Origin of the sequence: Mesorhizobium sp., assembly GCF_024509055.1 — a bacterium.
Lineage (GTDB): Bacteria > Pseudomonadota > Alphaproteobacteria > Rhizobiales > Rhizobiaceae > Mesorhizobium.
In genome coordinates this window covers 1-11,708 of the sequence record NZ_JANINM010000495.1, presented here as the reverse complement: position 1 = coordinate 11,708, position 11,708 = coordinate 1, and the positions used below count along the sequence as shown (strand labels likewise).

Annotated in this window: 14 protein-coding genes and 1 tRNA gene; 7 read left to right on the top strand and 8 right to left on the bottom strand. The window is 65.0% G+C overall.

Going from position 1 to position 11,708, the window contains the following annotated elements; all coding sequences use genetic code 11:
- The coding region (locus Q0L57_RS29205; protein WP_296746559.1) for a MurR/RpiR family transcriptional regulator at positions 1-455 on the top strand (455 nt) is incomplete at its 5' end.
- A gap of 6 nt (positions 456-461) precedes the next feature.
- Here Q0L57_RS29205 and Q0L57_RS29200 read toward each other — a convergent pair.
- Positions 462-773, bottom strand: a complete 312-nt coding sequence (locus Q0L57_RS29200; RefSeq protein ID WP_296746558.1) for a DUF167 family protein — start codon at positions 771-773, stop codon at positions 462-464.
- Between the two features lie 13 nt (positions 774-786).
- On the bottom strand, positions 787-1,077 hold the full coding sequence (locus Q0L57_RS29195) for a YggT family protein (RefSeq protein WP_296746557.1): 291 nt from the start codon (positions 1,075-1,077) through the stop codon (positions 787-789).
- 149 nt (positions 1,078-1,226) lie between these two features.
- On the opposite strand from Q0L57_RS29195, the gene Q0L57_RS29190 reads away from it, so the two are divergent.
- The 3 genes from Q0L57_RS29190 (at position 1,227) to Q0L57_RS29180 (ending at position 3,943) form a co-directional block, all read left to right on the top strand.
- Positions 1,227-1,302, top strand: a tRNA-Ala gene (locus tag Q0L57_RS29190).
- Between the two features lie 644 nt (positions 1,303-1,946).
- Positions 1,947-3,293, top strand: a complete 1,347-nt coding sequence (locus Q0L57_RS29185; RefSeq protein WP_296746556.1) for an ATP-binding protein — start codon at positions 1,947-1,949, stop codon at positions 3,291-3,293.
- Complete coding sequence (locus Q0L57_RS29180; RefSeq protein WP_296746555.1) at positions 3,290-3,943, top strand: response regulator transcription factor; 654 nt, start codon at positions 3,290-3,292, stop codon at positions 3,941-3,943. The genes Q0L57_RS29185 and Q0L57_RS29180 overlap by 4 nt, the downstream gene beginning before the upstream one ends.
- A 24-nt stretch (positions 3,944-3,967) precedes the next feature.
- Here Q0L57_RS29180 and Q0L57_RS29175 read toward each other — a convergent pair whose 3' ends face one another.
- Complete coding sequence (locus Q0L57_RS29175; protein WP_296746554.1) at positions 3,968-5,362, bottom strand: multicopper oxidase family protein; 1,395 nt, start codon at positions 5,360-5,362, stop codon at positions 3,968-3,970.
- A gap of 226 nt (positions 5,363-5,588) precedes the next feature.
- Between Q0L57_RS29175 and Q0L57_RS29170 the strand changes: the two genes are divergently transcribed.
- The 3 genes from Q0L57_RS29170 to Q0L57_RS29160 all read left to right on the top strand — a co-directional run bounded on the left by Q0L57_RS29170 (position 5,589) and on the right by Q0L57_RS29160 (position 7,070).
- Entirely contained in the window at positions 5,589-6,026 is a 438-nt protein-coding gene (locus Q0L57_RS29170) for a curlin (RefSeq protein WP_296746553.1), read from the top strand.
- Between the two features lie 56 nt (positions 6,027-6,082).
- Positions 6,083-6,481 carry a curli-like amyloid fiber formation chaperone CsgH gene (csgH, locus tag Q0L57_RS29165; RefSeq protein ID WP_296746552.1) on the top strand — a complete coding sequence of 133 codons (399 nt, stop codon included), beginning with the start codon at positions 6,083-6,085 and terminating at the stop codon, positions 6,479-6,481.
- Positions 6,482-6,653: 172 nt separating this feature from the next.
- Positions 6,654-7,070: a curlin repeat-containing protein gene (locus Q0L57_RS29160; RefSeq protein ID WP_296746551.1), complete on the top strand. Its 417-nt coding sequence runs from the start codon at positions 6,654-6,656 to the stop codon at positions 7,068-7,070.
- Positions 7,071-7,137: 67 nt separating this feature from the next.
- On the opposite strand, the gene Q0L57_RS29155 is transcribed toward Q0L57_RS29160, so the two are convergent.
- The 5 genes from Q0L57_RS29155 to Q0L57_RS29135 form a co-directional block, all read right to left on the bottom strand.
- Positions 7,138-8,037, bottom strand: coding sequence for a hypothetical protein (locus tag Q0L57_RS29155; protein WP_296746550.1), 900 nt, complete (start codon positions 8,035-8,037; stop codon positions 7,138-7,140).
- A gap of 219 nt (positions 8,038-8,256) precedes the next feature.
- Positions 8,257-9,231, bottom strand: a complete 975-nt coding sequence (locus Q0L57_RS29150) for an energy transducer TonB (RefSeq protein WP_296746549.1) — start codon at positions 9,229-9,231, stop codon at positions 8,257-8,259.
- Entirely contained in the window at positions 9,228-9,701 is a 474-nt protein-coding gene (exbD, locus tag Q0L57_RS29145; protein ID WP_296746548.1) for a TonB system transport protein ExbD, read from the bottom strand. The genes Q0L57_RS29150 and exbD overlap by 4 nt, the downstream gene beginning before the upstream one ends.
- 6 nt (positions 9,702-9,707) lie before the next feature.
- Positions 9,708-10,562 carry a tonB-system energizer ExbB gene (exbB, locus tag Q0L57_RS29140; protein ID WP_296746547.1) on the bottom strand — a complete coding sequence of 285 codons (855 nt, stop codon included), beginning with the start codon at positions 10,560-10,562 and terminating at the stop codon, positions 9,708-9,710.
- A gap of 373 nt (positions 10,563-10,935) precedes the next feature.
- Positions 10,936-11,708 (bottom strand): LLM class flavin-dependent oxidoreductase (locus Q0L57_RS29135; RefSeq protein WP_296746546.1); only part of this gene is annotated, 773 nt, incomplete at its 5' end.

Here is an 11,708-nt window from a genome sequence, read left to right as displayed (position 1 = left end):
GCATTTCCTCGATGATGGCGACCGAGATGCAGAACCGGCTGTTCCGGCTGGGCCTATCCGCGCTTGCCCAGATCGATGGTCAGTTGCAGCGCATGTATGCCGCGGTGGCGACGCCCGAGACCACGCTGGTCGCGTTTTCGGTGTCAGGCTATGCGCGCTCGGTGATCGAGGCGGTCGAGGTCGCGCAGCAATATGGCGCGGCGACCGTCGCCATCACGGCGCCGGACTCGGCTTTGGCCAAGGTCGCCGACACGGTCATCCTTCTGCAGCCTTTCGAGGACGGCAACATCTACAAGCCGACCTCGTCTCGCTACGCGCTTTTGGCCATACTCGACATGATCGCCACCACAGTGGCGGAATCGCGTGGACCCAAGGTGCTGGAGAACCTGCGCCGCATCAAGCAGAGCGTGAACACGCTGAAGGTCGACGATCCGAAGCTGCCGCTGGGAGACTAGCGCGTACTACCGGGTCAGCGTCTCGACGCTCTTCGCCAGCACGGCCGGATCACCCAGAATACGCAGCGTCTTTAGCCGCGAGGTGCCCCCGGCAACGACCGAGACCGACGACGCCGGCACACCGAACGCCTTGGCGACCACTCTCTCCAGCGCTGCATTGGCGGCGCCGTTTTCTGGAACGGCACGCACGCGTGCCTTCAGGTGGCTGCGCCCGTCGGCGACCGTCTCGACAGAGTCGATCCGATCATGCGCCGCCTTCGGCGTGAGCCGCACGAAAAGGTCGATGCCGTCGTCGCGCGGCCGGAACGGCGCGCTCATCGCCTGGACGAACTCAGACCACCCACGAAATCACGGTGGTGAGCAGGAACTGCCGGATGAAGAAGATGATCAGCAAAAGGATGATCGGCGAGATGTCGATGCCGCCGAGATCGGGCATGAAGCGGCGGATCGGCCGCAATGCCGGCTCGGTCAGCCGGTAGAGCATGTTGCCGATGGTGCCGACGAACTGGTTGCGCGAATTGACGACATTGAAGGCATAGAGCCAGGAAAAGATAGCCGAAGCGATGATGACCCACCAATAGAGGTCAAGCGCCATGACGATCGTTTGAATAAGGGCGATCATGCCGGTCTCCGATTGTTGCCGACATGTAGCCATTGCGCGCGAAACCGGCAAGGCCCGCGAACCCGTCGCCCGGTGGATCTGCCGTCGCGCGAAGCCGTTTCACCTTGACAGGAAACCGCCCGTCCCGATACAAGCCGATCCGCTGGAACGGGGCTGTAGCTCAGCTGGGAGAGCGCATCGTTCGCAATGATGAGGTCAGGGGTTCGATCCCCCTCAGCTCCACCAGCCGATCCTCAATTCATTGCTTTCGCGCCGGCCTCGCCGGTTCCGCCGCTCAACGGTAGGCCACATCGTCGTTCACGTTGCCGTTACCATATTCGGCTTGCCGGGCCATTCATGGCCGGAACGGGCGGCGCTATCGACATCACCGCCTCCGCTGGATCCGCCGGTGTTACTGTGCCGTTACCGCTCACCCCCGCCGGCACCGGCGTTGCCGCCGCCCACTCTCGTCATGCTTTCCAATAGAACTCGTGTCGGGGAAGGCCCCTCCGGGCAAACAAGATTGCAGTGGAGGCGATGACATTTCCTATCTCCGCAGGCTCTTCTTTGAGTTTACCGTTCGACAACAGCATCGCGCGAATTGTAATTAAGTTATCGCTCATATAAACCAGTTGAGGTCGACGGGCAGCGATCATGGCGGCCCCGAGAGAGAGCCCGATTTTTGGCCACTTGCGTGAGCTGCTTGCCCGCCCCGACTTCGGGAAAAGCCCGACAGACAGGATAGGCAAAAGGGCCTATCATCCCACCGACCTGGGTTGGGGAGGGTTTGGGCTGGGCCGGCCGTATTGCGGCCAAATCCACAAACTTGCTTGCGCTCCGCGACCCCGTTGTAGGACGGGCAGATTACCGCCGTAAGTCTGAGGCTCGAGATGGACCTTGACATGCAGCCGGTGTCTAAAATCATGCGCCATGATTGGCTGGGGCTTCATAAGCAGATTGCCGGGGCGACCTTACGGATCGGCGTCCTGGCGCTGGCATGTACCTTTGCCTGGGCGACGGTGCTGACACATCACCCGCAGCATTACGTTGCGGTGGAATTGCTCTTGACCGTCGGGATCGTGCTGATCATGGCATTCGCCTGGGCGCTGATGCGTTCGGCCAGGCGCATGGCGGAAGTCGAGCGCGACTGGATTCTCACGAGCGGCGAATTGCAGGGCAGCCAGGCCAGGCTTCAGGCCGTGGTGAAAAACATGCCGGTCGGGGTGCTGGTGGTCGAGGCGCCCAGCGGCAACCTGATTTCCGCCAACGACCAGCACGAGCGCCTGCTCAAGCAGACCCTGACCTCGGGCGTGAACCTCTGGGAACAAAGCAAGCAGAAGGGATATCACGCCGACGGAAGGCCCTATGAACACGACGAGTTGCCCATCACCCGCGCCATCCGGCAAGGCGAGGTGGTCATCGACGAAGAGATGTGGGTCAAGCGCGGCGACGGCACGAGCGGTTGCCTCTCGATAAATGCGGCCCCGATCTTCAGCGCCTCGGGCACTATCTCGGCGGCGGTGATGGCATTCACCGACGTTACCGAGCGCAAGGAAATGGCCAAGGAGCGTGCCATGCTGGCGCGGCGGCTGGTCAATGCCCAGGAAGACGAGCGCCTGCGTATCGCGCGCGAACTGCACGACGCGATGGGCCAGGATCTCACCGCCCTGTCGTTGGGGCTCAAGGCGCTGGAGGATGCGGTCGAGCTGCCGAGGCTGAGGGATTCGTTTGCCCGCGTCCGCAAGATCGTCGAGAACATGAGCATCCAGGTCCACCACACGGCGTCGGCCCTACGTCCGACAATGCTCAGCGACCTTGGTCTGAAACAAGCCGTCGAAGATATGGTTGCCACCTGGGCCGAACGTCTCAACGTGGCGGCGGACATTCATCTGGAGGCCCTTGGCCATCCGATGGACGAGGAAGGGTCGGTGACCGTCTATCGCGTGGTCCAGGAAGCGCTGACCAACGTCGCCAAGCATTCCGAGGCGAAGTGGATCAGCGTCACGGCGCAACATGCGGCCGGACAATTGAGGATCGTCGTGGAAGACGACGGCAAGGGGTTCGACACCGAGGTTCTTGGAAAGAGCCGGTCCAGGAGTTTCGGATTGTCGGGCATGCGCGAGCGGCTGGCCCTGGTTGGCGGACGCTTTGCCGTGGAAAGCGCCCCGGGCCAGGGAACAACCATCTATGCGTCGCTGCCGGCAGCGTTCAAACAAACCGAAGTGAGCGTAACATGAACCAGATGGCCCCTTGTCGCCGTGTATTCCTCGTCGACGATCATCCCGTCGTCCTGTCTGGCATTCGCGCAATGGTGGAAGCGCAAGCCGACTTGAAAGTGGCAGGCGTGGCAGGCGACGTCGAGAACGCCCTCATCGGCATCGCCGAAACGGCACCCGATATCGTAGTCGTGGACGTGTCTTTGCCCGGCGTCAGCGGCATCGTCCTGATCGACCGGATGCGCACGCTCTTTCCGCATGTGGCTGCCCTAGCGCTGACCGTGCACGAGGAGACGGCTTATGTCCGCCAGTTGCTCGAGGTCGGAGGACGTGGCTTTATCCTCAAGCGCTCGGCCGCCGAGGAACTGATCCACGCGATCCGGTCGGTGCTGGCGGGAGGCCTCTACATCGACCCAGGCGTGGCCGCGAAAATCCTGGTCGAGCCTCGCTTCGCCGCGACCGATGCCGATCCGCTGAGCGAACGCGAGGCGATGGTCGTCAAACTGGTCGCCAAGGGCTTCAGCAACAAGGAGATATCGAGCAAGTTGTCGCTGAGCGTGAAGACAGTTGAAACCTATCGCGCCAGGGCAAGTGAAAAACTGGGACTGCGCACGCGCGCCGCGCTCGTCCGATACGCGACAAACGAAGGCTGGATGCTGCGGGACGCTTGAGAACGAGGGTACCCCACGAACCGTTCAAACCACCCGGAAGTAGCTGGTCATGCCCGTCTTCTGGTGTTCGATGATGTGGCAATGCAGCAGCCAGTCGCCGGGATTGTCGGCGACGAAGCCGAGTTGCACCTTTTCGTTGGACTGGATCAGATAGGTGTCGGTGACCTGCGGCTGCACCTGGCGCGTCGACGACGACAATACCTTGAAGCTCATGCCATGCAGATGGATCGGGTGCGCGTGCGGCGTGAGGTTCTCCATGTCGATGACATAGCTCCTGCCGAGCTTGAGCTCGGCCAGCGGCGCGGTCGGGTCCGGCGTGTCGCCCGGCCATGGCACCTTGTTGATCGCCCAGAAGCTGTAGCCGAGCGAACCGCAGATGCCGTCGCCGGGCACGTTTTCCGCCGTCGCGCTGAGCGCCAACGGAATATGCTGGGCGCGGGCGATATCCACTTCCGCCACGGGATTGGCCTCGAGCGGGGCGAGGTCGCGCGGATCGCGCTTGAGCGATTTTCCGACCGCGCGCAGCGTCGCCAGGACCTTCGGCTTGGTGCCCCGGACGTCGCGCAGGCTGACGATGGCGCCTTCCTCGTCCGGCATGCGGATGGCGAGGTCCAGCCGCTGGCCCGGCCCCAGCTGCAAGGCATCGGGCGCGAAGCGTTGCGGCACCGGATTGCCGTCGAGCGCGATCACCGCCGCCTCGGCGCCGTCGACGCGGAATGCGTAGATGCGGGTAACGTCCGTGATGGCGGCCCGCAGTCGCACCAGCCCGCCCGCCGGCGCGTCATATTGCGGCTGGTCGAGCCAGTTGGCGGTGCGCACCGTGCCATAGGTCCCGGTCCTTGCCGCGTCGCGCGGCCGGAACTGCTCGATGAACTGGCCGTCGTCACCGAGCCGCCAGTCACGCAGATTGATCACCACCTCGAAATCGAATTGGGGATCTTTCGGGTTCTCCACCAGGACTACGCCGGTCAACCCATGGCCCATCTGGGTCAGCGTGTTGCAATGCGGGTGGTACCAGAAGGTGCCTGCATCGGGCGGCGTGAAGCCGTAGTCGAAATGATCGCCCTGATAGACATAGGGCTGCACCAGGAACGGCACGCCGTCCATCTTGTTCGGAACGCGGATGCCGTGCCAGTGGATCGTCGTCGGGTCGTCGATGCCGTTGATCAGCCGCGCGGCGAAGGGCTCGCCCTTCCTCATCCTGATCACCGGCGGCATGCCGGCTTCGCCCCAGGTCAGGACGTTTCTCGTCGCGCCGGCCTCTGTCAGCCTAGCCTCGATACTGGCGGTCTTCAGGACGACCGGCTCGGGCTTCTGCGCCGCCCAGCCGGCAAGCCTGCCCATGGCCGACAAACCGATACCGGCCGCGCCGGCGGTTGCGGCGCCTTTCAGGAGTCTGCGGCGGGTGTGGACGGTCATTCGGATTCCGGAATAGATGAGTAAACGCCTCAGGCTTTAGCACCGATGGACGTTGCCCGATACAGCAGCGTTGGCGCCCTCGGCATAAATTTCTCGCCGCGCTCGGCCTCGGCAGGCCATGAATTTTCGCTGAATGAAGCCTTCAGCCTGCGTTCCGGCGGGATGCCCTACAAAGGAGCCGTTCAACCCCCCGCGGTTTCCCCGCCGCATCGAAGGAGCAATCCCCATGACCCGCACATCAATCATCGCCGCGGCCTTTGCCGCCATCGTCAGCTTCACCGCCGTCGCGCCCGCCATGGCCAACGACGTGAACATCGAACAGTATGGCTGGCGCAACTCGGCCGGCGGCGGCCAGCACGGTTTCCACAACCGCATACATTTCTATCAGGACGGCCGCTTCAACACCGCGATCGGCCAGCAGTATGGTCATCGCAACCTGGCGGTCATCGGACAGCAGGGCTCCAACAATTACGGCGCGACCTACCAGTACGGCAACCGCAACAGCGCGGGCATTGCCCAGTTCGGCTCTAACCACACCGCGATCCTGACGCAGGATGGCAACGGCAACATCGCCGCCGGCGTCCAGGTCGGCAACGGGTGCAGCGCCGATGTCAGCCAGGGCGGCAGCGGCAATGTCGCTGCCTTCGTCCAGGATTGCCCCTGAGGCCTGGGGCGGCCGGCAATTGCCGGCCGCCGTCCTGAAGAGCAAGGAGATCACCCATGACCAGACTGGACAAGCGAGCCGTAGCCGCATCGGCCGCGCTCCTGGCTGTGGTCGTCGGCGCGGCCGCCGCCGGCGCAGCCAAGGATAGTTCGAATTCCGCACCGCTGCGCTGCGAAATCCGGGACACGGTTCAGGGCGACGCCATCGTGCTGGAACCCGTTGTCTATGCCGGCAGGAGCACCAGCGGCACTTACACCGTCAGCGTGTCGGGCGGCGGCTCGTCTGGCTCCACCAACATCCGGCAGGGCGGCGCTTTCGAAACCGGTCCGGGCGATCCGGCATTGCTCGGCCGCATGAGCCTGGGGGCGAACGGCGCCGCCTACGACGTCAAGCTGACCGTGACCGCGGGCGGAGCGAGCGTCAGCTGCGGCAAGCAGGTGTCCGGAGCGACCTGAGCGCCAACCCACTGAGCAAATCGAAAGGAAGGGCTCCGGGCGACCGGAGCCCTTCGCTCTTCCGGGTCGGAGCAATGTCTTGAACGACGGCTGAACGATCCCTTCCGCCGCGGTTCAGCTCGGCAGTGCGACTGTTGCTCATCAACCTGTCGAGCTCGCAAGGAGACGTTACATGAACCGCCAGATCGCAAAATTCATCGGCACCGCCGCCCTCGCCACGGCGGTCGCGTTTCCGCTTTTCTCCTGCCCGGCGCGGGCGGGCGGATCGATCGGCTTCTACTTCTCGCCGCGAACGACCCAGGACGCCGAGGCGCTGGACCTCGGCTTGCGCGCCTACTCGCTCTACAACGGGCTGCGCAGTGGCGCTTCTGTCAAGCAGCTGGGGTGGAACAATTACGCCGGAATCGGCCAGAACGGCGGCGGCAACCTTGGCATCATCCGCCAGGAAGGCAGCGGACACTCGGCCACCTTGCAGCAAAACGGCAACGACGATTCCTACGGCATCTTCCAGTTCGGCAGGAACACCGACACCAATGTGGTGCAGACCGGCAACGGACAGAGCGGAGCTGCCCTGCTGTTCGGCTGGTAGCGAGGACTTGACGGGTTGGAGAGGCGCGGCCGGCGTTCAGCCGCGCCTCCGATACCGATGATCCCGGTTATTGCGGCTGCTTTTCGTTCTCTGCCGCGCGGAAGCCTTCGGCCGTTGCGTCCGACTCGCAGATATAGGCGCCGGACTTCGTCGTTCCGTAGTTCCGGTTGCCGGCGAAGTGGAAAATCTTCGATTTGAGGTTCACCCAGACCACCGTGCTCGACGGGCAGCGCGCCTTTGCCTGGGCTTCGGTCGCGAACTGGTTGGCGCCGGTCGGCGCCGTGGTGGCTGCGGGCGCGGCCGTGGTCTTGGCCTGCACATTCTTGGACGGCGCGACGGTCGGCGCTGTGTTGGCCGTTGCCGGCTTCGCGGGCTGCGGGGCTGCCGTCGTGCTCTGCGCGCTGGGGATCGTTTCGGTGCCGGCGCGACAGGAAGCGACAAAAGCCTTCTTGGTCTGACCGGATCCCTTGATTGCGTCCTTGTTGGCCGAATATTCGGCATCGCATTCCTTTGCCGTCTTCACGCCGCCGCCGGCCGCAGGGGCCGTTGCGGTGGGCGCGACAGTGGCGGGCGCGGCGGCAGCCGCGCCGCCCGGAATGACTTCGCTGCCGGCGCGACAGGAGGCGACGAAATCCTTCTTGGTCTGGCCCGATCCCTTGATCGCATCCTTGTTGGCCGCGTATTCGGCGTCGCATTCCTTTGCCGTCTTCACACCGCCCGCGGCGGTGGTCTTGGCTGGCGCGACGCTGGCAGGCGCGGCGGCTGCCGCGCCACCCGGCACGACCTCGCTGCCGGCGCGGCAGGAAGCGACGAAATCCTTCTTGGTCTGGCCCGATCCCTTGATCGCATCCTTGTTGGCCGCGTATTCGGCGTCGCACTCCTTGGCGGTCTTGGTGGCGGCCATCACGACATTTGGCGAAAACGCCAGCATGACGGCTATGGCGGCGATCGAAAGCGGCAGTCGCATCGCGGACTCTCCCTGGTCGCGGTTGACGGCGCGGCTGATCGGGAGCGCCGTCCATGAACCCGTTCCAGCCCTCGCGGAGCGCTGGATGCGGCGAACCTAGTCAGGCGAGTTGTCTGATTCCTTACGAATTTCTTACGGTTTCGTAAGGTTTGAGGCCGTTGAGCGCACGGCGGATGCGCGGCGCCGGCGCCTGCTTCCGCGTGGTTATCGCGGTAAAGCCTAGTCCTCCAGACTGAAAACGAACGGCGCCGTCCGGGTAACCCGAGCCCCCAATTCCGCCGGCGGCGCCGGCACCGAAGCGCCCTGCAGGGCACTCAGCGCCGCGCGGTCCAGGTCGCCGTCGCCGGAAGATCGTGCCAGCCGGGCCGAGACGACCTTGCCCGACGCGTCCACCGTGAAGGTGACGTTCGGGGTGCCTTCCGCCCGCCGGGACCTTGCGGCGCTCGGATAGCGGGTATGGCGTCTGATCCACGCCGCCAGGCTGGAGTTCCAGCGCGACGGGCTGACGCTCGAGCGCGGCTGCGCATCGGAAGTCTGAGGCGCGGCTGCCTTCGCCGCCGCCTTGGCGTCGATGCTGGCAGTGGTCATTGCCCTGGGCGGCGGCGCCTTTTCCTTTTTCGGACGTTGCCTTGGCTTTTCAGGCTTTTTGTCCGCCTTCTCCGTCGCTTCGATCTGCTTGCTTGCCTTGACGTCGGTGTCGACCGGCTTGGGCTGCGGCAGCGGGATCACGACGTCGGGGGCGACGGCCTCGATGATATCCGGCACGACCTCTTCCAGCGGCGCCTGCTCGCTCAGAGCCGCCACGGCCGGGTTCGCTGGTTCGGCCGCCTCGGCTTCGGCCGGCTGCTCGGTCGCGAGCCGCTCTTCCACGACCGGGTCCGGCACCGTCTCGGGCACCGGCTTCACTTCCGTAGGCTTTTCCGTCTCCTCGCTTGCATCAGGCCGATCCGGGGTCACTGCATCAAGCATGGCCGCCTCTTTCGGCATGGCTGGCGCCGTAATGAGCGGCGCCATCTCGATCGCCAACGCCGGCGGCGGCCCGCCATCCGGCGTCTCAGTCAGGCTCAGATCCTGCACGGCATAGGCAACGGCGACATGCGCCGCGAGAGCGACCGCGGCCGCGGTGGTCCACAGGCCGGTTTCACGCAAGCCGAAGCGCGGCCGGGGCATGTTGGCAGGGACCGCATGCGTCATGGGGCCGGGCTTCCGCTCGGCTCAGGCGCCGGTGCCGCGGCCTCCCCGCCGGATGCCGTATCCAGCCCGACCAGCGCGATCTTGAGATAGCCGGCGCGGCGCAAGAGGTTCATCGCCTCCATCAGGTCGCCATAGCCGACGCTTTTGTCGGCGCGCAGGAAGATGCGCGTCTGCCTGTTGCCCTTGGTGCGGCTGGCAAGCACCGCGGCAAAGGCGTCGCGCGACACGCTGTCATTGCCGATGGCCAGCGTCAGATCGCTTTTCAGCGTCAGGAACAGAGGCGTCTCCGGTCGCGGCGCCGGCGTGGCGGTCGATCCGGGCAGGTCGACATTGACGTCGACGGTCGCCAGGGGCGCGGCGACCATGAAGATGATCAAAAGCACCAGGATGACGTCGATGAACGGCGTGACGTTGATCTCGTGGTTTTCCTCGAGGTCGTCGCCTCCTGTTTCACGGATCCGCGCCGCCATCGCAGGTTACTCAGCAGCCATCGCGGTCGCCGGCGGCACCGTGCGGAAATCGAGGTCGCGGCTCACCAGTCGCTCGACGCCCGCCGAGGCGTCGGCGAGTATCTGTTTATAGCCGGCTATCGAGCGAGCGAAGACATTGTAGATGACCACCGCCGGGATGGCCGCGACAAGACCCATGGCCGTGGCGAGCAGTGCTTCGGCGATGCCCGGCGCCACCACCGCCAGATTGGTGGTCTGCGCCTGGGAGATGCCGATGAAGGCGTTCATGATGCCCCAGACGGTGCCGAACAAGCCAACAAAGGGCGCCGTCGAGCCTATGGTGGCAAGCAGGCCGGTGCCGCGTGACATGCGCCGCGCCGCGCCAGCCTCGATGCGCGAGAGCCTGGACGCGACCCGCTCCTTCAGCCCGTCGCCCGAGGCATGGTCGAGAGCGCCGGCCGATAGCGCCCGCTCTTCCTCCGCCGCCCGCACCAGAAGCACGCCGGGGCCGCCGCTGTGTCCGAGCGCGCGGCCGGCCTGCATCAGCGTCGCGGCATTGGAGATTGCGGCCGCCGCCCTGCGCGCCCTCAGCTTTCCACCAAGGATTTCTAGTGACTTTGCGAGCCAGATCGTCCAGGTCACCAGCGAGGCGAAGGCTAGCCCGGCCATGACCGCCTTCACGACGATGTCGGCATTCATGAACATTCCCCACGGCGAAAGGTCGTGCGGCAGCGCTAGCGCGGAAGGCTTCTCCACCGTCGAGATTTGAGCCACTGGGGCCAACGCTGCCGGCGCTTGGGTTGCGGGCTGCTCCTGCGCGATTGCAGGACCGGCCGCTATGAGCAAAGCGGCCAGCGCCGCCTGAAGACCATTCCGGGACACGCCTCGTCCTCGCTTCTTCATCCGCGCGGCCATTTCGTTTGCCGGCCGCCGGAACGCAGATCTGAGCCACGGCCTTTCCGCGGCAGCCTGACTGAGTAAGAAACATGAATTTAATAGTCAACATTGAAGATGATAATTCGAGTCAAGAAATAGGGCAAGATGGCAGCTGTGGCGATTTCGAACTGCATGACCGAAGTTCCGACCTGCGGCGGTCGGGCGCGCGAAGCCGGACTGCACATGGTGACGGATAGGAACAGTGCGCTGTCGCAACTGGCTGACGGACCGCAGTAGGAACCAAGGGCAACGTCCCGATGGGCTACTTGCCCATCACCGAGCGACGATCCTCGACGTGACCGGCTGCAGCGGCCAGGTCTCAGCTGGCGCGGACTTCCGGAAAGCCTCCCGATGCAAAAGCCCCCGGCTGCGGGATATCGGCTTCGCGCCGCGCTAGCGAATTCGCCATCAGCGTGATCGTCTCGCGCCCGGTCCGGGCGATCTCACCTGGCCTGTCGATACCGGTGACCATGAACTCCTCGATGCCGAGCGCGGCGAAGGGCAGCAACGACAGGGCCAGCCGCGCAGGCGGTCCCGCCACGTCGACGGCCTTGTGATCCATCACGCTGGCCAGGCCTTCCGGACGGATCCGGACTGGCAGCGCGAAGCGCACCTTGCCGGCGCGGCCATGCTCGGCGGCGGCGCCGCGCACGCGCCGAATCAATTGCTCGACTTCGTCGACAGGACCGGGAGACAGCTCGAACACATCGGCATGCCGTCCGGCGACTTTCAGCGCAGTGCCCGACTGCCCGCCGAGGCGGATGGTCAGGTTGGCGTCGTGCGGACCCTTGCGCGGCACGAAGCCGCCCTTGATGCTGTAGAACGCGCCCTCATGGTCGAAGGGCCGGTCGTTCGACCACAGCCGCTTCAACAGCACCAGATATTCGTCGATGCGCTGCCAGACTACGCTGTGGCCGACAGGCCGAGCCTCGGCGTCGCTGTCCTCCAGCGGCTCGCTCAGCATCCGCAGCGAAAGCCGGCCGCTACTCCTGGCATGGAGCGCAGCCAGTTGCCTCGCCGCCACCACCGGTTCGATAACGCCGGCCCAATGCGTCAGCACCACCTCCAGCGAGCCGGTGCGGTCGAGCGTCT

Coding starts and splice junctions, on each gene's coding strand:
- Q0L57_RS29200 (WP_296746558.1), bottom strand. CDS start 773: ATGAGCGCGCCGTTCCGGCCGCGCGACGACGGCATCGACCTTTTCGTG.
- Q0L57_RS29195 (WP_296746557.1), bottom strand. CDS start 1,077: ATGATCGCCCTTATTCAAACGATCGTCATGGCGCTTGACCTCTATTGG.
- Q0L57_RS29185 (WP_296746556.1), top strand. CDS start 1,947: ATGGACCTTGACATGCAGCCGGTGTCTAAAATCATGCGCCATGATTGG.
- Q0L57_RS29180 (WP_296746555.1), top strand. CDS start 3,290: ATGAACCAGATGGCCCCTTGTCGCCGTGTATTCCTCGTCGACGATCAT.
- Q0L57_RS29175 (WP_296746554.1), bottom strand. CDS start 5,362: ATGACCGTCCACACCCGCCGCAGACTCCTGAAAGGCGCCGCAACCGCC.
- Q0L57_RS29170 (WP_296746553.1), top strand. CDS start 5,589: ATGACCCGCACATCAATCATCGCCGCGGCCTTTGCCGCCATCGTCAGC.
- csgH (WP_296746552.1), top strand. CDS start 6,083: ATGACCAGACTGGACAAGCGAGCCGTAGCCGCATCGGCCGCGCTCCTG.
- Q0L57_RS29160 (WP_296746551.1), top strand. CDS start 6,654: ATGAACCGCCAGATCGCAAAATTCATCGGCACCGCCGCCCTCGCCACG.
- Q0L57_RS29155 (WP_296746550.1), bottom strand. CDS start 8,037: ATGCGACTGCCGCTTTCGATCGCCGCCATAGCCGTCATGCTGGCGTTT.
- Q0L57_RS29150 (WP_296746549.1), bottom strand. CDS start 9,231: ATGACGCATGCGGTCCCTGCCAACATGCCCCGGCCGCGCTTCGGCTTG.
- exbD (WP_296746548.1), bottom strand. CDS start 9,701: ATGGCGGCGCGGATCCGTGAAACAGGAGGCGACGACCTCGAGGAAAAC.